Source organism: Stenotrophomonas acidaminiphila (assembly GCF_014109845.1).
Taxonomy (GTDB): domain Bacteria; phylum Pseudomonadota; class Gammaproteobacteria; order Xanthomonadales; family Xanthomonadaceae; genus Stenotrophomonas; species Stenotrophomonas acidaminiphila.
Genome location: NZ_CP043567.1, coordinates 2,802,289 through 2,820,577 on the forward strand (window position 1 = coordinate 2,802,289; position 18,289 = coordinate 2,820,577).

Below are 18,289 nucleotides of genomic sequence, written 5' to 3' on the forward strand. Positions count from 1 at the left end.
GTCTTGTCTCAGTTGGATTCGGCTTTGCGCGCGGACAGGCGCTCGATGGCGACGGCATATCCGCCGGCGCCATGCTCGAGCGAGCGCGCAACCCGGCCGATGGTGGTCACGCTCACCCCGGTCAGGTCGTAGATTTCGCGATACGGCACGCCCTTGCGCAGCAACGGAACCACCCGCCAGCGGTCGGCCATCGCCTCCAGCTCCGCCGGCGTGCACAGGTCGCGCAGGAACGCCTGCACGTCCTGCGGCCGCTCCAGCGCGGCGAACGCACGCGCCAGCGCCTTGAGGGAAGCGTCGGAGGCCTTTTCGCGGTCGGGGTCTGGGCGCGGTTTCATACGTACCAATGTAATAGCGTGCTAATACATTAGTCCAAACCATGCGCCCGGTCAAACCGGCGCGGCGCCCGGCTTCCGGGCATGAAAAAGGCCCCGCGATGCGGGGCCTGGGGTGCGGGCGCGGCGCGGGCGCTCAGCGCGCCATGGCGCGGGCCTGTTCCAGTTCCACCTGCAGGGTGGATGCCAGCTCGTCGCGGGCGACCTCGAACTGCTGCTCGCGCAACAGGTCCTTGACCGCGACCACGCCGCGCGCCAGCTCGTCGTCGCCGGCCAGTACCACAAAGCGGATGCCGGCCTTGGCCGCGTACTGGAACTGCTTGCCGATCTTCTTCGGCTCCATCTGCACTTCGGTGTTGATGCCGCCGGCACGCAGGCGGCGGGCGATGTCCAGCGACTGCGGCATCGCCGCCTCGTCCATCAATGCCACTATGGCCTGCACGCTGCTCTCGGCGATGCCCTCGATCAGGCCGGCCTCGCGCAGCTGCCAGAACAGCCGGGTCAGGCCGATGGAAATGCCCACGCCCGGCAGCCGGCTCTTGGTGTAGTGGCTGGCCAGGTCCTCGTAGCGCCCGCCGGAACAGATCGAACCGATCTGCGGGTGGTCCAGCAGGGTGGTCTCGTAGACGGTACCGGTGTAGTAGTCCAGCCCGCGGGCGATGGAGAAATTCAGGCAATAGGCGCTTTCCGGCACTCCCAGCGCCTTGACCAGTTCCAGCACCTCGCGCAGCTCGGCGGCGCCGGCACGCAGCGATTCGCTGGCGGCGGCACCGGCATCGGCCAGTACCGCGTCGATCCTGGCCAGCGCGTCGGCATGCGACTGCGAGCGCACCTCGACGAAGGCCAGGATGCGCTCCACCGCGGTGGTTGGCAGGCCGAAATCCGCGCCGACCAGGGTCTCGCGCACATAGTCGGCACCGCGCTTGTCGAGCTTGTCGACCTCGCGCAGCACCAGTGCCTGCAGCTGCGGATCGGACACGCCCTGGGCCTCGAAGAAGCCGCGCATCAGCTTGCGGTTGTTCAGCTGTACCGCGAAGCTGCCGATGCGCAGTTCCGAGAACACCGCGTGGATCACCGCCAGCACCTCGGCGTCGTAGCGGATGCTCAGCGCATCCTTGCCGATCACGTCCACGTCGCATTGGTAGAACTCGCGGAAACGGCCGCGCTGGGCGCGCTCGCCGCGGTACACCCGCTGCATCTGGTAGCGGCGGAACGGGAAGGTCAGCGCGTGCTCGTGCTCGGCCACGTAGCGCGCCAGCGGCACGGTCAGGTCGAAGCGCAGCGCCATCTCCGGCAGCCCCTTCTCGGCGGACCCGGCGGCATTGGCCAGGGCCCCGGTGGACTGCACGAAATAGACCTGGCGCTCGGTCTCGCCGCCGGACTTGGTCAGCAGGACGTCGGACAGCTCGAACACCGGGGTCTCCACCGGCAGGAACCCGAAGCGCTCGTAGTTGCGGCGGATGACGTCCAGCATGCGCTGGAACGCAATCTGCTCGCGCGGCAGCAATTCCATGATGCCGGGCGGGGTACGGGGCTTGATCACGGGCGAAACTCCTGCAAACAGTGGGGATGAGCGGACGCCAATTCTAGCGCCACCCCGCCCACGCCGACCGCATGAAGTATCATGGGCGCACACCCCCCGCCGCGACGCCATGACCCGGTCCGTCCCCGGTTCCGAGCCAAACTCCGTACCGCCCCCCGTTTCCGAAGGAAGCGGCGCGCGCGAGTGCCTGCACTGTTCGGTGCGGCACCTGTCGGTGTGCTCGGCGCTTTCCTGCGACGAGGTGCGGGCGCTGGAACAGATCACCCTGTCCATGCCGGTGCCGATGGGCACCACGCTGGCGCGCAGCGGCGAGCCCCGCGCGCATGTGTTCACGGTCACCGAAGGCGCGCTGCGGCTGGTCCGCACGCTGGCCGACGGCCGCCGCCAGGTCAACGGTTTCGTGCTGCCCGGCGACTACGTGGGCCTGAGCGGCAGCGACCTGCACCGCTACGATATCGAGGCCATCGCCGACAGCCGGGTGTGCCGGGTGGCGACCTCGCAGATGCGCGACCTGCGCCAGCGTTACCCGCACCTGGAGCGCAAGCTGCTGCAACGCGCCTGCCAGGAACTGGATGCCGCCCAGGACAACGCCATGGCGCTGGCGCGGCTGCAGCCGCCGGAACGGCTGGCCGATTTCCTGCTGCGCCTGGCCGCGCGCGAGGCGATGCTGGGCCAGGTCGGCAACCGCGTGGCGCTGCCGATGGGCCGTGGCGACATCGCCGACCACCTTGGCCTGACCATGGAAACGGTGAGCCGCACCTTCACCAAGCTGCGCCAGCAGGGGCTGATCGCCCTGCCGCACCTGAACGTGGTCGAGATCCTCGACTTCACCGGCCTGCAGCGGCTGGCCAACGACGACCTCGGCTGAGCCCCGGCCCGCGTTTGACGCCCCCCCGCCCGGCCCTGCAAGCTGGGTGCGACCGCCGCGCCACCGCCGGCGGCTGACCCGGGAGGCCTCATGTCGCGCCTGATCGCCACACTGCTCTCCATCGCCATCGGCATCGGTTTCATGCTGCTGGTCCTCTACGCCTGGCCGGCCATCGCCGCCTACAACGCGCTCCCCGCCTGGCTGGCGCAGGCCGGGTTGTCCGGCACCGCCTGGTACGGCGCGCTGACCGTGCAGGACTTCGCGATCAACCTGCTGCTCGCCCTGCCCGCGGCGTGGCTGCTGCGGCGGCTGGGCCGCGACCGGCTGCGCTTCCACTGCGCGCTGGCGACGCTGACCTTCGCCACCGCGTTCACGGTCGCGGCCGGCCTGCCGGTGTTCTCCGCCGGCGGCTTCATCGTTGCCGGCTGGCTGCTGATGCTGGCCGCACTGCCGCTGGCGACCTGGCTGCTGGGCCTGCGCGGGCGCGGCAACCGGCACCAGCCCTCCGGCCCCCTGCCCAGGCCACGCGCGGCCTGAGTCCGCAGGCCGGTCTGGCGCCATTTTCGCCAGACCGGCGCGAACGCCCGCCGCTGCTGGCGCGGCGGGCACTTGTCCACAGGCTTTCCTCGGCACGCTCCACATCCGCTGTGGACAACGCGGCGGGTGCCGGCGTCAGCGCAGCAGCGTGTCGCGCAGCGCGGCGTATTCCGGGGCGCAGGGCTCGGCATGGGCCGGGCGCCGCAGCAGCTCGGCCAGTGCCGGCGGCACCGGCACCTCGCAGCCGACCAGGGGCTCGACCACCGCCTCGAACTTGGCCGGATGCGCCGTTGCCACCACCGCCCAGTGCTCGCGCGCCGCCGCCTCGCCGCTGGCGCGCAGCTGCTCCAGCACCCGCACCGCGGTAGCGGTATGCGGGCACAGCACTTCGCCGTGCCGCCGATAGCGCGCGGCGATGGTGTCGGCGATGGCCTCGTCATCGACCGCGCGCGCGACGAACTGGCCGCGCAGCACGGCGTCGTCGCCGGCATACAGCCAGCGCAGCCGCTCGAAGTTGCTGGGTGCGCCGACGTCCATCGCATTGGCCAGGGTGGCCACGCTGGCACGGGCCTGGTACGGGCCGCCACCGAAGTAGTCCGGCAACACCCGGTTGGCATTGGTGGCCAGCACGATCCGGCCCAGCGGCACGCCCAGTGCGCGCGCCATGACCGCCGCCATCGCGTTGCCAAGGTTGCCGGTGGGAACCACGACGTTCAGCAGTGCGTCCTGCGCGGCCTGGTGGGCCAGTGCCGCGTGCGCGTAGTAGGCCATCTGCGGCAGCAGGCGGCCGAGGCTGATGCTGTTGGCCGAACTCAACGGCACCCGCGCCTGCAGGTCCGCGTCGTTCAATGCCTGCTTGACCATGGCCTGGCAATCATCGAACGAGCCGGCCACGCGCAGCGTGCGGATGTTGCCGCCCAGGCAGCCCAGCTGGTGCGCCTGCCGCGGCGACACCCGCCCATCCGGGTACAGCACCACCACCTCCAGCCCGGGCTGGCCGTGGAATGCCGCGGCGACGGCCGCGCCGGTGTCGCCGGAGGTCGCGACCACGATGGTCAGCGGCCGCGTCTGGTCGGCCCGCAGCCGCGACAGGCTGGCGGCAAGGAAACGCGCGCCGAAATCCTTGAACGCGGCCGTAGGGCCATGGAACAGCTCGAGCACGTGATCGTTGCGGGTGGCCAGGCGGCGCAATGGCGCCGGGAAATCGAACGCCTCGGCACAGATCCGCGGCAGCTCCGGCTCCAGCCCGTCGCCGGCGAAGAATGGCTGCAGCAGCGTGGATGCGGTATCGGCCAGCGAAGCGCCCGCCTGCAGGGTCCGGGGCGCCGGCATCTGCTGCGGCACGTAGAGACCGCCATCGGGCGCAAGGCCGGCGGCGATGGCCTGGCTGAGCGTGGCGGCAGGTGCGTTGTTGCGGGTGGAGATGAAGTGCATTGGGAGAGGATTCCGTGAAAGCGCCCCGCGGGAGGGCGGGGATTCAAAGCAGGCGCGCGCCCGGGCTGTCCAGCGGCGTCACCCAGCTCTGGCTGTCGAAGCCGGCAGCGGCGAAAGCGGCCCGCACCTCCGCTGCGGCGGCCTGCGCGGCTTCGGCGGTCTCGAACCATGCGAACACACTGGGGCCGGCGCCGGAAATGCTGGCGCCCATGGCGCCGGCCGCCAGTGCCGCCTGCTGGGCGGCGGCGAAGCCGGCGATCAGCGGTGCGCGGCGCGGCTCGACCAGCACATCGCGCAGGCCTGCGCGGACCAGCCCGGCGTCGCCTGCATGGCAACCGGCCAGCACCAGCGCCAGGTTGGTGCTCTGCGCGACGAATTCCCCGAGCGCATAGCTTCCCTGCAGCGCCGCGCGCGCGCGACGGGTTTCCAGCTGCGCATCCGGATGCACCAGCAGGCTGTGCCAGTTTGGCGGCACCGGCACCGGCACCAGCCGCTCCAGGGTGGAAAGCACCAGTCCGCCCAGGAACATCGGCCCGAGGTTGTCGCCATGGCGGCTGCCACTGGCCACGGCCTCGCCGTCGAGCGCATGCAGGTACAGCTGCTCCCGGCCCAACGGCGTATCCAGCAGCGCATTGGCCGCGACCAGCGCGGCCACGCATGAGGCCGCCGAGCCGCCCATGCCGGAACTGAGCGGAATACCCTTGTCGATCTCGATCTCGAAGCCGAACGGCACGGCCAATGCCTGCCTCAGCGCGATCAGCGCCGCGCCGGCGGTGTTGGCGGCCGCCTGCCTGGGCAGGTCCACGGCGGCGCCGCGGATCGCCGCGATGCGGACCTCCGGGGCGTCGATGCGGCGTACCGTCACCGTGTCGCCGACACCCGCCACGGCATAGCCAAGCAGGTCGAATCCGACCGCCACGTTCGCCACCGAGGCCGGCGCGAAGGCGCGCGTCTGGTCCCGGCCGGCCACCGCCTGCATTGCTTGCCTGCTCACAGTCGCGCGCCCTCCCCCGCAGCCACCCGCAGCACGTCGGCGAACACCCCGGCGGCCGTCACTTCCGGGCCGGCGCCCGGCCCCTGCACCACCAGCGGATTGTCGCAGTAGCGGCGGGTGCGGAACTGCACCACGTTGTCGGTCAGGCGCAGGTTGGCGAAGGCATGGTCAGCGGGCAGCTCGACCAGGCCGACCGTGGGCCGCTGCCCCGGCTCGAAGCGCGCGACATAGCGCAGCACGTTGCCGCGCCCGCGGGCGTCGGCCAGGCGCTGGCCGAAGCCGGCATCGACCTCGTGCAGGCGGGCCATGAAGTCCTCCACGCCGCCCTGCTGCAGGTCCGCGGGCACCAGGCCTTCCACCGCCACGTCCTCCAGGCTGAGCGCGTGCCCGGCCTCGCGCGCCAGGATCACCAGCTTGCGCGCCACGTCCACCCCGGACAGGTCGTCGCGCGGGTCCGGCTCGGTGTAGCCCATCGCCCGCGCCTGCGCGACCAGCTGCGAGAACGGCACGCTGCCGTCGTATTTGTTGAACAGCCAGGCCAGCGTGCCGGAGAAGATGCCGGCGACCGCGGTGACCTCGTCGCCGGTATCGACCAGGTCGCGCAGGGTGGTGATGACCGGCAACCCGGCCCCTACCGTCGCCTCGTAACGGAAGCGCGCGCCGGTGGCGGTGGCCGCCTCGCGGATCGCCTGGTAGCGCGCCAGCGGCCCGGAACCGGCCTGTTTGTTGGGCGTGACCACGTGGATGCCGGCGGCGAGCCAGCCGGCATAGCGGTCGGCCACGTCCGCGCTGCCGCTGCAGTCGATGACCAGGGCGTGCGGCAGGCGCGCGGACAGCAGGTGCTCGGTGAAACGGTCCAGGTCGGCCGGCTCGGCGCCGGCCTCGAACGCAGCCTTCCAGTCGCCCTGCACGCCGCGTGCGTCCAGCAGCATGCGGTTGCGCGACAACACCGCGCGCAGGCGCAGGTCCAGCTTCGCCCGCGCCAGCAACTGCGGCTGGGCCAGGTGCAGCTGCTCCAGCAGCGCGGCGCCGACGTTGCCCGGCCCGATCACCCCGACCGAGAAGGTCTGCGGCGACAGCCAGAACCCGGCATGCGCGGCACGCAGCGCCTTGGTCGCGTCGCGGGCGTCGATGGCCACGGAAATGTTGCGTTCCGACGACCCCTGCGCGATGGCCAGGATATTGACCTGCGCCCGCCCCAGCGCCTCGAACAGGCGCGCGGCCACGCCCGGCTGGCCGGCCATGCCGTCGCCGACCGCGGCCAGCACGCTCACGTCCCCGGTCAGCTGCACGCGCTGCACCTGGCCGGCAGCCAGTTCATGCGAGAACGCCTGCACCAGCGCATCGCGCGCGCGCGCCGCTTCGGCCTGGCGCACCACGCAGCAGATCGAGTGCTCGGACGAGCCCTGCGAGATCATCACCACCGACACATGCGCGTTGCGCAGCGCCGCGAACACACGCTCGGCGGTACCCGGCACGCCGATCAGGCCGGTGCCCTCGACGTTCAGCACCGCCAGGTCGGGGCTGAGCGTCAGCCCCTTGATCGGCCCCCTGCCGGCACTGACCGCGGTGATGCGGGTGCCCGGATGCTCGGGGTGGAAGGTGTTGCGGATGATGATCGGCAGGCCGCGCTCGATCGCCGGGGACATGGTCTGCGGGTGTACCACCTTGGCCCCGAAATAGGCCAGTTCGCAGGCTTCGTCGTAGCTCAGGGCTTCCAGTTGCACGGCCTCGGGCACCACCCGCGGATCGGCCGAGAGCACCCCGTCCACATCGGTCCAGATGTGCAGTTCGTCGGCGGCGAACAGCGCGGCGAAGATCGCGCCGGAGAAATCGCTGCCGTTGCGGCCAAGCGTGGTGATGTTGCCCTTGCGGTCGCGGGCGACGAAACCGGTCACCACCAGCCGCCGCGCCGGGTGCGCGTCGCGCCACAGCGCCAGCTTGGCGGCGCTGGCCTTCCAGTCCACGTCGACGCCGAGTTCGCCATGGTCGACCACCAGCACCTCGCGCGCGTCGAGCACGTCGGCGTCTTCGCCCAGCGCCTGCAGGTGATGGCCGAGCAGGTGCGCCGAGAACACCTCGCCCAGGCCCTGCACGCGGTCCAGCACCTCCTGCGGCAACTCGCCGATCACCGCCAACGCGGCGAGGATCTCGCGCAGGCGATTGAAGCGTGCATCCAGCCACTCGATGCTCGGCCCGGCGTTCTCGGCCAGCAGCGCCACCGCCGCCGCGCGGTGGCGGGCGCGCAACTCATGCCAGCGCTCGTCCCAGCCGGCATCGGCGGCGGCCGCCAGCCGCGCCAGGTCGATCAATGCGTCGGTCACCCCCTTCATCGCCGACACCACGGTGACCTGCAGGTCCTCGTCGCGTGCCAGCAGCAGCCGCGCCACGTGGCGATAGCGGTCGGCGTCGGCCACCGAGGTACCACCGAACTTGTGGACCACGCGGCGGACGACGGCGTCCGTGGCGGGAGCGAGGGAGGGAGCGGCAACTGGCGACATCGGATGAACCTCGGCTGGAGGCCCCGACACGCATCAGGATGGGAGCCCCCGCATCCTGATCCGGGTGCGGGGCCGTGGTTTTCGGAAATTACGCGAAGACGACGGGCCGCACCGGGCGAGTGGTGACGGTAATGGTGGTGGTGGTAATGGACAGGCCGCCGCAATCGCCCGGCAGCGCGCCTGCGGGCGGCGGGTCGATGGCGAGGAGGGACGACGGCATGTGCATGCGGTCAAGAGGACAACACGGGTGAATGCGCTGTCAAGTGCTGCAACGCAAAAGAGCACTTGCGCCCATCGTCGGCGAACACGCACTTATCGGTTGCAAATGTCATCAACGCCGATCATCGGCCATCTATACCGCAAGCATCGACAAAAGCCCGGTACGAACGTGGCAACGGTGCGCCAGGCCCCACCGCCCCACGGCGGCGCATGCACACCGGACCGACAGGCCCGGGCCGCGTGTTCCACACGGATCTGCGCGGAACACGCGCATCCGCCCGGGTCGTGGCGCCGTCAGTGCTGTGCCAGCGCCGCGGGCGCGGGCCGGTGCGCGGCGGCGGCCAGCACCACGCCGGCCAGGAGGCAGCCGGCCGCCAGCAGCTCCAGCGGCAACGGCCAGCGCTGCTGCCAGAGGAAGCCATAGAGCAGGCCGAACAGCGTCTCGAACACGATCATCTGCCCGCCCAGGCTGAGCGGCAAGGCACGGCTGGCACGGTTCCAGCAGGCGTTGCCGAGGATCGAGGCCAGCACCGCCACCGCCGCGGCGACCAGCCAGAACTGCACCCATTCGGCACCAGGCCGGCCCTGCCCTCCGGCGGCGAACGCGATCGGCGCCACCAGCAGCGCCAGCCCGCCCGTCGCCACTCCGGTCAACAACGACCAGTCATGCCCGGACACGTCCGGGCACCGTGCCAGCCAGCGCGCATTGCCCACCGAATACACCGTCCATGACAGCAGCGCGCCCACCGCGCACAGCAGGCCGACCAGGCGCCGCCCGGTACTGGCATGCACATGCGAGGATGCCATCGCCGCCCAGCCCATCAGCACCACCCCGGCCACGCACAGCGCCAGCGCCGGGGCCAGCTTCGACAACGGCACCGCGCCCGGCTCGCGCGCGGCGGTGACCGCCACCAGCACCGGCACCATGCCGACGATCAGCGATGCCGCCGCCCCGCCGCTCCACTGCACCGAAACCGACAGCAGCACGTAATACAAAAGGTTGCCCAGCAGGCTGAGCCAGGCCAGCGCGGTCCATTCGGTACGGCCGATGCGCGAACGCAGGGCCGGCCAGCGCGGCACCAGCAGCACCAGCGCCAGGGCGCCGTAGACCAGGTAGCGCGCAGCCGCCAGCTGCAGCGGCGCGAACCCGGACAGCACCGCCGGGGCCAGGAACACCACGCCCCACAGCGCCCCGGAAGCCACGCCGTTGGCGATCCCGACACTCATCGAACGACTCACGCCTGCCGCACCATTGCCATGGAGAACGGCGCGCAGTGTAGGCACCCCGGCGGCCCGCGTCTTGACCCGGGCTACTGCCGGGCGCGCCATTGCCGCGGCGTGCGTCCGCTCTCGCGCCGCAGCGCACGGGCGAACGCGCTGTGTTCGGAGTAGCCGGCGCGCAGGGCGATGTCGCTGATGCTGGCATCGCTGCCCAGCAGTTGCTGCCTGGCCCAGCGCAGCCGCGCGGCACTGACCCAGGCCAGCGGCGGCAGCCCGAACTCGCGGACGAACAGCGCATGCAGGCGGCTGCCGCTGACCCCGGCCATGGCCGCCATGCGCGCCACCGACCAGTCCAGGCCCGGCGCCGCGACCACGGCCATGCACACGCCGTGCAGCCGCGCGCCGCTGCCGGCCGGGGCAAAATGCCGCAGCAGGTGCGGCAGCGGGTCGCCCATGGCCCGGCTGCCGGGCAATCCCTGCAGGCGCTGGCGCATGTCCGCCGGCACCGCCAGCCAGGGCCGGCGGCGCAGGTGCTCGAGCGTATCGTCGTCCAGCACCCCGGCCGCGCAATCAACGATCAGGCAGCAATTGTCGCCCAGCACCTCCAGGTCATGGCTCTGGCCGGGGGCGACGAAGGCGCCCAGCAACCGGTCCAGGTGGGCGCCGGCACCGCCCACCTCGAATGGCAGCTCGCCGTGCACCGGCAGCACCCACTGCGCATGGTCGTGGCACTCCAGCCCGGTGGGCCGGAGGTAGCGACGCAGATGGGGGATGCTGGCGCTGGCGGACATGCGGGCGGTCTGCGCAGGGGCGCCGCCGCGGGGCATCGCGCGGCAGGCGGAACGATGGCGGCCCCGACACGATTCGAACGTGCGACCTGTCCCTTAGGAGGGGACCGCTCTATCCAGCTGAGCTACGGGGCCTGCGGACGCGTATTGTGGCATGCCGCCACCACATCCGGCATCCACCCGGGCCCAAGAAGGGTGCGCGGCTCTGCTAAAATCGACGTTCTGCATGCCGCACCCCACCGTTGCCAGCGGCTGCGCCCCCCAACGCAAAGCAATCAGGAGATTTCATGTCCTTCGAAATGCTCAAGGCGCTCGGCCTCGACGCTTCCAACGCTGGCACCTACCTCGGCAATGGCCAGTGGTCAGCGGCCACCGACGCGGGCGTGCTCTCGCCGCGCAACCCGACCACCGGCGAGGTCATCGCGCAGGTGCAGGCCACCACCGAAGCCGATTACGAGACCGTTGTCGCCCGCGCGCAGGAAGCCTTCAAGGCGTGGCGCACCACCCCGGCCCCGCGCCGCGGCGAGGCGGTGCGCCTGTGCGGCGAGGCGCTGCGCAAGCACAAGGACGCGCTGGGTTCGCTGGTCGCCCTGGAAATGGGCAAGTCCAAGCCCGAAGGCGACGGCGAAGTACAGGAGATGATCGACATCGCCGACTTCGCGCTGGGCCAGAGCCGCATGCTGTATGGCTACACCATGCATTCCGAGCGCCCCGGCCACCGCATGTACGAGCAGTACCACCCGCTGGGCCTGGTCGGCATCATCTCGGCCTTCAATTTCCCGGTCGCGGTGTGGGCCTGGAACGCGTTCCTGGCCGCGATCTGCGGTGACGTGTGCATCTGGAAGCCGTCCAACAAGACCCCGCTGACCGCCATCGCCACGATGAAGATCTGCAACGAGGCGCTCAAGGAAGGCGGCTTCCCGGACATCTTCTTCCTGATCAACGACGCCGGCACCGCGCTGTCGGAGAAGCTGGTAGGCGACAAGCGCGTGCCGCTGATCTCCTTCACCGGCTCGACCCAGATCGGCCGCATCGTCAATGAGCGCGTCGCCCGCCGCCTGGGCCGCTGCCTGCTGGAGCTGGGTGGCAACAACGCCATCATCCTGGACGAGACCGCCGACCAGAAGCTGGCCGTGCCGGGCATCGTGTTCGGCGCCGTCGGCACCGCCGGCCAGCGCTGCACCACCACCCGCCGCCTGATCGTGCACGAATCGATCTATGACAACGTGCTGGCCACCCTGGTCAAGGCCTACAAGCAGGTCGAAGGCAAGATCGGCGACCCGACCGACCCGGCCAACCTGATGGGCCCGCTGAACAGCCCCGAGGCCGTGCAGCAGTTCCTGGCCTCGATCGAAAAGGCCAAGGCCGCCGGCGGCACCGTCGAGACCGGCGGCACCGCCATCGACCGCCCGGGCAACTTCGTGCTGCCGGCCATCGTCACCGGCCTGAAGAACACCGACGAGATCGTCCAGCACGAGACCTTCGCCCCGATCCTGTACGTGATGAAGTACACGACCCTGGACGAAGCCATCGACATGCAGAACGGCGTGCCGCAGGGCCTGTCCTCGTCGATCTTCACCACCAACCTGAAGTCGGCGGAGAAGTTCCTGTCCGCGGCCGGCAGCGACTGCGGCATCGCCAACGTCAACATCGGCACCTCCGGCGCCGAGATCGGCGGCGCGTTCGGCGGCGAGAAGGAAACCGGCGGTGGCCGCGAGTCCGGCTCGGACGCGTGGAAGGTCTACATGCGTCGCCAGACCAACACCATCAACTACTCCGACTCGCTGCCGCTGGCCCAGGGCATCAAGTTCGACCTGTGATGGCGTCGGCCTTCGCCGATTGAAAGGACGACGCGGCCACGCGGCCGCGTCGCACGGCGAAGCCACCGGCAGGGCATGGTCCAAGGCGTGGCCGGGACCATGCCGCACGATGGCGGCGCCAGGCACTGGATGAGGGGGCGGGCAAACCCGCCCCCTTCCCCTTCCCTCTCCCACCCGGAGAGGGGCTCCATCCCCAGCAACGGAGTCGCAACCATGAGCATTCCCGCACCACGCCAGACCAGCAGCTATGCCGTGATCGCCCTGGTGGCCGGCATCCTCGGCTGGACCCTGCTGCCGTTCCTGGGCAGCCTCGGCGGCATCATCTTCGGCCACATGGCACGCGGCGAGATCCGCCGCAGCAACGGCCAGCTCGATGGCGACGGCCTGGCCATCACCGGGCTGGTGCTGGGCTGGGTGTCGGTAGCGCTGTGGGTCATCGGCATCCTCGCCTTCATCCTGTTCTTCGGCGGTCTGGCCTGGCTGGCCGCGCTGAATTCCTGAGGCTGGCGTGCAGCCCCCCAGTCCGACCGAGCGTTTCAGCAACCGGGTGGCGGATTACGTCCGCTACCGGCCCGGCTATCCGCCGGCGCTGCTGGACTGGCTGCATCGCGACATCGGCATCCCGGCCACCACGCCGGTCGCCGACATCGGTGCCGGCACCGGCATCTCCACCCGCCTGTTCCTCGACGCCGGCCACCCGGTGATCGCGGTCGAACCCAACGTCGCGATGCGCGCGGCCGCCGAGCACTGGCTGGCAGCCGGTCATCCGCAGCTGGCCTTCGTCGCCGGCACCGCCGAAGCGACCACGCTGGGCGACGCCAGCGTCGGCCTGGTCAGCGCTGCCCAGGCCTTCCACTGGTTCGACACCGAAGCGCTGCGGCCGGAATGGCGCCGCATCCTGCGCCCGGGCGGCATGGCGCTGGTGTACTGGAACTCGCGCCTGCTCGACAGCTCGCCCTTCCTGTCCGCCTATGAGCAGTTGCTGCTCGACTACGGCACCGACTACGGCGCGGTGGCCGAACGCTACCAGGACGACGCCACCATGCGCGCATGGTTCGGCGACGGCCTGCGCGGCCAGGTGCGGTTGCCCAACACGCAGTATCTGGACTTCGACGGCCTGCGCGGCCGGCTGCTGTCCTCCTCCTATGCACCGCCGGCCGGCCATCCCCGGCATGCGCCGATGCTGGACGTCCTGCGCGGCCTGTTCGACACCCATGCGGTGGACGGACGGGTCGCCTTCGAATACCAAACCCGTGCCTTCGTCGGCACGCTGGACTGAACCCCATGTATCCGCTTGTACGCCCCTTCCTGTTCGCCTTCGACGCCGAGCGCGCCCATGGCCTGGCGCTGTCCGCGCTGGAGCTGGCGTGGCGCACCGGCACCACGCCGCTGCTGGCGGCGCGGCCGGCGCCGATGCCGACGTCGGTGTTCGGCCTGGACTTTCCCAACCCGGTGGGGCTGGCCGCGGGACTGGACAAGAACGGCGAGCATATCGACGCGCTGTTCGGCCTGGGCTTCGGTTTCGTCGAGATCGGCACCGTCACCCCGCGGCCGCAGGCAGGCAACCCGAAGCCGCGCCTGTTCCGGCTGCCGCAGCACGCGGCCATCATCAACCGCATGGGCTTCAACAATGCCGGCGTCGACGCGCTGGTACGCAACGTCGAGCGCAGCAGCCAGCGCACCGGCCCGCTGGGCATCAACATCGGCAAGAACAAGGACACGCCCAACGAGGACGCGCTGTCCGACTACCTGGCGTGCCTGGAGAAGGTGTACCCGCTGGCCGACTACGTCACCGTCAACATCTCCTCGCCCAACACCGCCGGCCTGCGCGAACTGCAGGAGGAACAGGCGCTGCGACGGCTGGTCGGCGGCCTGCGCGAGGCGCAGGAACGCCTGGCCTCCCAGCACGGCCGGCGCGTGCCGATGCTGGTCAAGGTCGCGCCCGACCTGAGCGACCGCGACATCGAAGCGGCCGCCCGGGTGCTGAGCGAACTGGAAGTGGACGGCGTGATCGCCACCAACACCACCATCGGCCGCGAAGGCGTTGAGCACGACCGCCGCGCGGCCGAGAGCGGCGGCCTGTCCGGTGCGCCGCTGCTGGGGCAGTCCACCCTGGTGCTGCGCCGGCTGCGCGCGCGCCTGCCCGAGCGCATCCCGCTGATCGGCGTGGGCGGCATCCAGTCCGGTGCCGACGCGGTGGCCAAGATGTCCGCCGGCGCGACCCTGGTGCAGTGCTACAGCGGCCTGATCTTCCGCGGCCCGGCGCTGATCGGCGAATGCGTCGATGCCATCCGCCGCCGCCGCGAGGCCCCGTCCCGAGGCGCCGTCGCCCCGCTATGACAAACGCTGCACCCTGGTCGCTGACCACAGACGCCCCGCTGCATTCCCTCAATACCTTCCACGTCGCCGCCCGCGCGCCACGGCTGCTGCGCGTGCGCGACGCGGCCGCGCTGCCCGAGGCCCTGGCCGCGGTGGCGCCGTCGCCGCTGCTGGTGCTGGGCAGCGGCAGCAACGTGCTGCTCGCCGCCGATCCGGAAGGCACCGTGCTGTGCTTCGACAACCGCGAGATCGCGATCCTCGAGCACCGTGCCGACCATGCCGTGGTCCGCGCCGGTGCCGGCGTGGTCTGGCACGAACTGGTGATGTGGTCGCTGGCCGAAGGCCTGTCCGGGCTGGAAAACCTGGCGCTGATTCCCGGCACCGTCGGCGCCGCGCCGATCCAGAACATCGGCGCCTACGGTGCCCAGGTCGGCGAGTTCATCCAGTCGGTGGAGGCCTGGGACACGCTGCACGCGCAGTGGGTGCAACTGGACCATGCGGCCTGCCGCTTCGGCTATCGCGACAGCCTGTTCAAGCACGAGCCCGACCGCTACCTGATCACCGCCGTGCAGTTCCGCCTGCCGCTGCTGCACGAGCTGCGCCTGGATTACGCCGGCATCCGCGAGGAGCTGCAGGCGATGGGAGTGGAGCTGCCGGTGGCCGCCGACGTCGCCAACGCGGTCATCGCCATCCGCCGCCGCAAACTGCCCGACCCGGACGTGCTCGGCAATGCCGGCAGCTTCTTCAAGAACCCGATGCTGCCGCGCGAACAGGCCGAGCTGCTGTCCCGCCAGCATCCGGCGCTGCCGGTGTTCCCGGGCGACGACGACGGCAACCGCAAGCTGTCGGCGGCGTGGATGATCCAGGCCTGCGGCTGGAAGGGGCGGCGCGAGGGCGATGCCGGCGTCTCGCCCGACCATGCGCTGGTGCTGGTCAACCATGGCAACGCCAGCGGCGCCGAGCTGCTGGCCTTGGCCCGCCGCATCTCCGCCTCGGTGCTGGAGACCTTCGGCGTCCCCATCGAACCCGAACCGCGGCTGGTCGGCGCGCGCTGGTGAACGCCGTCGCGGCCGCGCCCGGCCCTGCCCCGCTGCGTGCGGCGCTGCTCATGTTCGGCAGTGCCATGGCTTTCGGCCTGATGGCCATCGCCATCCGCCTGGCAACGGCCTACGTGCCAACCCAGGAAGTGGCGTTCTTCCGCAACGCCTTCGGCCTGCTCGCGCTGCTGCCGGTGCTGCTGCGCCCGGGCCACGCGCCGCTGCGCACGCAGCAGCTGCCGCGCTACCTGCTGCGCAGCGCGATCGGCCTGGCCTCGATGCTGTGCGGCTTCTGGGCGCTGGGCCACCTGCCGCTGTCGCAGGCGGTCTCGCTGTCCTATTCGACGCCGTTGTTCGTGACCATCGCCGCGGTACTGTGGCTGGGCGAAACCGTGCGCGTACGCCGCTGGGCGGCGGTGATCGCCGGCTTCATCGGCGTGCTGGTGATCGTGCGGCCCGGCGCGCACGGCTTCCAGGCCGGCAGCCTGATCGCGGTGTCGGCGGCCATGCTCAGCGCCCTGGTATCGATCCAGATCAAGCAGCTCACCCGCGTCGACGGCCCGGATACGGTGGTGTTCTACACCTATGTGTTCTGGGTGCCGCTGTCGCTGCTGCCGGCGCTGTTCGTGTGGACCTGGCCAACCGGCATCGCCTGGCTGTGGCTGCTCGCCACCGGCATCCTCGGGACCGTGGGCCAACTGCTGTGGACGCGCGCGCTGCGGCTGGGCGAAGTCTCGGCACTGACCCCGATCAGCTTCACCCAGCTGCCGCTGGTGGTGCTGCTGGGCTGGCTGCTGTTCGGTGAAACCCTGGACCGCTGGACCCTGCTGGGCGCGGCCATCATCCTCGCCGCCAACGCCTACATCGCCCACCGCGAGGCGGTACTGGCGCGCCGTCGGCGGACCCAGGCGCCCTGAGGGCCGGACCGGCGGCGGCACCCCACAGGTACGCGTGGCCACGAGGGTGGCGGACGCCAGGGCCAGCAGGCGGCCCTGGCTGGCCTGCCCCGTGCAGCCCGGGCCAGGCCCTCAGCCCGGATTCACTCCCACTCGATCGTCGCCGGCGGCTTGCCGGAGATGTCGTAGACCACGCGCGAGACGCCGCGCAGTTCGTTGATGATGCGGTTGGACACGCGGCCGAGGAAATCGTACGGCAGGTGCGCCCAGTGCGCGGTCATGAAGTCGATGGTCTCCACCGCGCGCAGCGCGATCACCCATTCGTAGGCGCGCGCGTCGCCGACCACGCCCACCGACTTCACCGGCAGGAACACCGCGAACGCCTGCGAGGTCTTGTCGTACAGGTCGGCCGCACGCAGCTCCTCGATGAAGATCGCATCGGCCCTGGCCAGCAGCTCGGCGTACTCGCGCTTCACTTCGCCGAGGATGCGCACGCCCAGGCCCGGGCCCGGGAACGGGTGGCGGTAGACCATGGCGCGCGGCAGGCCGAGTTCGACGCCAAGGCGGCGCACCTCGTCCTTGAACAGTTCGCGCAGCGGCTCGACCAGCTTGAGCTTCATGTCCTCCGGCAGGCCGCCCACGTTGTGGTGGCTCTTGATCACGTGCGCCTTGCCGGTCTTGCTGCCGGCCGATTCGATCACGTCCGGGTAGATCGTGCCCTGCGCAAGCCACTTGGCGTTGCTGAGCTTGTTCGACTCCTCGTCGAAGATCTCCACGAACAGGTTGCCGATGATCTTGCGCTTGGCTTCCGGGTCGGACACGCCTTCGAGCGCCTTGAAATAGCGGTCTGCGGCATTGACCCGCACCACCTTCACGCCCATGTTCTCGGCCATCATCTTCATGACCTGGTCGCCTTCCTGGAAGCGCAGCAGGCCGGTGTCGACGAACACGCAGGTCAGCTGCGGGCCGATGGCCTTGTGCAGCAGCGCGGCGACCACCGACGAATCGACGCCACCGGACAGGCCCAGGATCACCTCGTCGCTGCCGACCTGCTCGCGCACGCGGGCGATCTGGTCGTCGATGATGTTGGCCGCGGTCCACAGCGTGGCGCAGCCGCAGATTTCGGTGACGAAACGCTTGAGCAGCGCCGAGCCCTGCCGGGTGTGGGTCACTTCCGGATGGAACTGCACGCCGTACCAGCGCTTTTCCTCGTTGGCCATCGCCGCCACCGGGATGCGATCGGTCACCGCGGTGATGACGAAGCCCGGCGGCACGTGGGTGACGTGGTCGCCATGGCTCATCCACACGTCCAGGCGCGGCTCGCCATTGTGGTCGGACAGCCCGCCCAGCAGGCCGTCGTGGCCCAGCAGCCGCACTTCGGCGTGACCGAATTCGCGCTGGTCGGCGGCTTCGGTGCCACCGCCCAGTTGCTTGGCCATGGTCTGCAGGCCGTAGCAGATGCCCAGCAGCGGCAGCCCGCTGTCGAACACCTCCTGCGGCGCGGCCGGCGCACCGGCCTGCGTGGTCGATTCCGGGCCACCGGACAGGATGATGCCCTTGGCGCCGAAAGCGGCGATCTCGGCCGGATCATGGTCCCAGGCCCAGATTTCGCAATACACGCCGAACTCGCGGATGCGGCGCGCGATCAGCTGCGTGTACTGGGCGCCGAAATCGAGGATGAGGATCTTGTCGTTGTGGATGTTGGTCATGGGGCCTGGAACGGATCGATGAGTCGGGTTGCGGGGCGATGCGGGTGCCGGCGGCGTATAGAGAAAGAGGA

Annotated in this window: 17 protein-coding genes and 1 tRNA gene; 8 read left to right on the top strand and 10 right to left on the bottom strand. The window is 70.6% G+C overall.

Translation table 11 applies throughout. The features are described from left to right. Window positions 1-8: 8 nt before the first annotated feature. Together F0P95_RS12780 and hisS are read right to left on the bottom strand one after the other, a co-directional pair. Window positions 9-335: a YerC/YecD family TrpR-related protein gene (locus F0P95_RS12780; RefSeq protein WP_182334549.1), complete on the bottom strand. Its 327-nt coding sequence runs from the start codon at window positions 333-335 to the stop codon at window positions 9-11. 133 nt (window positions 336-468) lie between these two features. Continuing rightward, window positions 469-1,875 carry a histidine--tRNA ligase gene (hisS, locus tag F0P95_RS12785; protein WP_182334550.1) on the bottom strand — a complete coding sequence of 469 codons (1,407 nt, stop codon included), beginning with the start codon at window positions 1,873-1,875 and terminating at the stop codon, window positions 469-471. 109 nt (window positions 1,876-1,984) lie between these two features. Between hisS and F0P95_RS12790 the strand changes: the two genes are divergently transcribed. After that, entirely contained in the window at window positions 1,985-2,743 is a 759-nt protein-coding gene (locus tag F0P95_RS12790) for a Crp/Fnr family transcriptional regulator (RefSeq protein ID WP_182334551.1), read from the top strand. A 90-nt stretch (window positions 2,744-2,833) separates the two neighbouring features. Continuing rightward, on the top strand, window positions 2,834-3,280 hold the full coding sequence (locus F0P95_RS12795) for a hypothetical protein (protein WP_182334552.1): 447 nt from the start codon (window positions 2,834-2,836) through the stop codon (window positions 3,278-3,280). Window positions 3,281-3,415: 135 nt separating this feature from the next. Here the strand turns inward: F0P95_RS12795 and thrC are convergent, their stop codons facing one another. From thrC to F0P95_RS12825, 7 genes are all read right to left on the bottom strand, one after another. Further along, the gene (gene thrC / locus F0P95_RS12800) at window positions 3,416-4,714 is read right to left on the bottom strand and encodes a threonine synthase (protein WP_182334553.1); all 1,299 of its coding nucleotides are present in this window, start codon (window positions 4,712-4,714) and stop codon (window positions 3,416-3,418) included. A gap of 43 nt (window positions 4,715-4,757) precedes the next feature. Beyond that, window positions 4,758-5,693 carry a homoserine kinase gene (locus F0P95_RS12805; RefSeq protein ID WP_182336990.1) on the bottom strand — a complete coding sequence of 312 codons (936 nt, stop codon included), beginning with the start codon at window positions 5,691-5,693 and terminating at the stop codon, window positions 4,758-4,760. An 11-nt stretch (window positions 5,694-5,704) separates the two neighbouring features. Continuing rightward, window positions 5,705-8,209, bottom strand: coding sequence for a bifunctional aspartate kinase/homoserine dehydrogenase I (gene thrA, locus F0P95_RS12810; RefSeq protein WP_182334554.1), 2,505 nt, complete (start codon window positions 8,207-8,209; stop codon window positions 5,705-5,707). An 88-nt stretch (window positions 8,210-8,297) separates the two neighbouring features. Then, complete coding sequence (locus F0P95_RS17685; protein ID WP_269150855.1) at window positions 8,298-8,429, bottom strand: hypothetical protein; 132 nt, start codon at window positions 8,427-8,429, stop codon at window positions 8,298-8,300. A gap of 293 nt (window positions 8,430-8,722) precedes the next feature. Beyond that, a complete protein-coding gene (locus F0P95_RS12815; RefSeq protein WP_056932791.1) occupies window positions 8,723-9,655 on the bottom strand; it encodes a DMT family transporter in 933 nt (310 codons plus the stop codon). Between the two features lie 83 nt (window positions 9,656-9,738). Continuing rightward, window positions 9,739-10,440 (bottom strand): helix-turn-helix transcriptional regulator, encoded by a 702-nt coding sequence (locus F0P95_RS12820; protein WP_182334555.1) that lies wholly within the window; start codon window positions 10,438-10,440, stop codon window positions 9,739-9,741. A gap of 55 nt (window positions 10,441-10,495) precedes the next feature. After that, a tRNA-Arg gene (locus F0P95_RS12825) sits at window positions 10,496-10,572 on the bottom strand. A 152-nt stretch (window positions 10,573-10,724) separates the two neighbouring features. Here F0P95_RS12825 and amaB point away from each other — a divergent pair. From amaB to F0P95_RS12855, 6 genes are all read left to right on the top strand, one after another. Beyond that, window positions 10,725-12,257, top strand: coding sequence for an L-piperidine-6-carboxylate dehydrogenase (amaB, locus tag F0P95_RS12830; protein WP_182334556.1), 1,533 nt, complete (start codon window positions 10,725-10,727; stop codon window positions 12,255-12,257). Window positions 12,258-12,470: 213 nt separating this feature from the next. Then, window positions 12,471-12,758 (top strand): DUF4190 domain-containing protein, encoded by a 288-nt coding sequence (locus F0P95_RS12835; protein WP_182334557.1) that lies wholly within the window; start codon window positions 12,471-12,473, stop codon window positions 12,756-12,758. A gap of 7 nt (window positions 12,759-12,765) precedes the next feature. After that, window positions 12,766-13,536 (top strand): class I SAM-dependent methyltransferase, encoded by a 771-nt coding sequence (locus F0P95_RS12840; protein ID WP_182334558.1) that lies wholly within the window; start codon window positions 12,766-12,768, stop codon window positions 13,534-13,536. Window positions 13,537-13,541: 5 nt separating this feature from the next. Next, the gene (locus tag F0P95_RS12845) at window positions 13,542-14,597 is read left to right on the top strand and encodes a quinone-dependent dihydroorotate dehydrogenase (protein WP_054666119.1); all 1,056 of its coding nucleotides are present in this window, start codon (window positions 13,542-13,544) and stop codon (window positions 14,595-14,597) included. Then, on the top strand, window positions 14,594-15,634 hold the full coding sequence (gene murB / locus F0P95_RS12850) for a UDP-N-acetylmuramate dehydrogenase (protein WP_182334559.1): 1,041 nt from the start codon (window positions 14,594-14,596) through the stop codon (window positions 15,632-15,634). The genes F0P95_RS12845 and murB overlap by 4 nt, the downstream gene beginning before the upstream one ends. Window positions 15,635-15,666: 32 nt before the next feature. Next, window positions 15,667-16,530, top strand: a complete 864-nt coding sequence (locus F0P95_RS12855) for a DMT family transporter (protein WP_269150867.1) — start codon at window positions 15,667-15,669, stop codon at window positions 16,528-16,530. A 122-nt stretch (window positions 16,531-16,652) separates the two neighbouring features. On the opposite strand, the gene guaA is transcribed toward F0P95_RS12855, so the two are convergent. Beyond that, window positions 16,653-18,218, bottom strand: a complete 1,566-nt coding sequence (guaA, locus tag F0P95_RS12860) for a glutamine-hydrolyzing GMP synthase (protein ID WP_182334560.1) — start codon at window positions 18,216-18,218, stop codon at window positions 16,653-16,655. Between the last annotated feature and the right edge of the window lie 71 nt (window positions 18,219-18,289).

Excerpts from the sequence above, each read along its gene's own strand:
- F0P95_RS12780 (WP_182334549.1), bottom strand. The coding sequence starts at position 335 with ATGAAACCGCGCCCAGACCCCGACCGCGAAAAGGCCTCCGACGCTTCC.
- F0P95_RS12790 (WP_182334551.1), top strand. The coding sequence starts at position 1,985 with ATGACCCGGTCCGTCCCCGGTTCCGAGCCAAACTCCGTACCGCCCCCC.
- F0P95_RS12795 (WP_182334552.1), top strand. The coding sequence starts at position 2,834 with ATGTCGCGCCTGATCGCCACACTGCTCTCCATCGCCATCGGCATCGGT.
- thrC (WP_182334553.1), bottom strand. The coding sequence starts at position 4,714 with ATGCACTTCATCTCCACCCGCAACAACGCACCTGCCGCCACGCTCAGC.
- F0P95_RS12805 (WP_182336990.1), bottom strand. The coding sequence starts at position 5,693 with ATGCAGGCGGTGGCCGGCCGGGACCAGACGCGCGCCTTCGCGCCGGCC.
- thrA (WP_182334554.1), bottom strand. The coding sequence starts at position 8,209 with ATGTCGCCAGTTGCCGCTCCCTCCCTCGCTCCCGCCACGGACGCCGTC.
- F0P95_RS17685 (WP_269150855.1), bottom strand. The coding sequence starts at position 8,429 with ATGCCGTCGTCCCTCCTCGCCATCGACCCGCCGCCCGCAGGCGCGCTG.
- F0P95_RS12815 (WP_056932791.1), bottom strand. The coding sequence starts at position 9,655 with ATGAGTGTCGGGATCGCCAACGGCGTGGCTTCCGGGGCGCTGTGGGGC.
- F0P95_RS12820 (WP_182334555.1), bottom strand. The coding sequence starts at position 10,440 with ATGTCCGCCAGCGCCAGCATCCCCCATCTGCGTCGCTACCTCCGGCCC.
- amaB (WP_182334556.1), top strand. The coding sequence starts at position 10,725 with ATGTCCTTCGAAATGCTCAAGGCGCTCGGCCTCGACGCTTCCAACGCT.
- F0P95_RS12835 (WP_182334557.1), top strand. The coding sequence starts at position 12,471 with ATGAGCATTCCCGCACCACGCCAGACCAGCAGCTATGCCGTGATCGCC.
- F0P95_RS12845 (WP_054666119.1), top strand. The coding sequence starts at position 13,542 with ATGTATCCGCTTGTACGCCCCTTCCTGTTCGCCTTCGACGCCGAGCGC.
- murB (WP_182334559.1), top strand. The coding sequence starts at position 14,594 with ATGACAAACGCTGCACCCTGGTCGCTGACCACAGACGCCCCGCTGCAT.
- guaA (WP_182334560.1), bottom strand. The coding sequence starts at position 18,218 with ATGACCAACATCCACAACGACAAGATCCTCATCCTCGATTTCGGCGCC.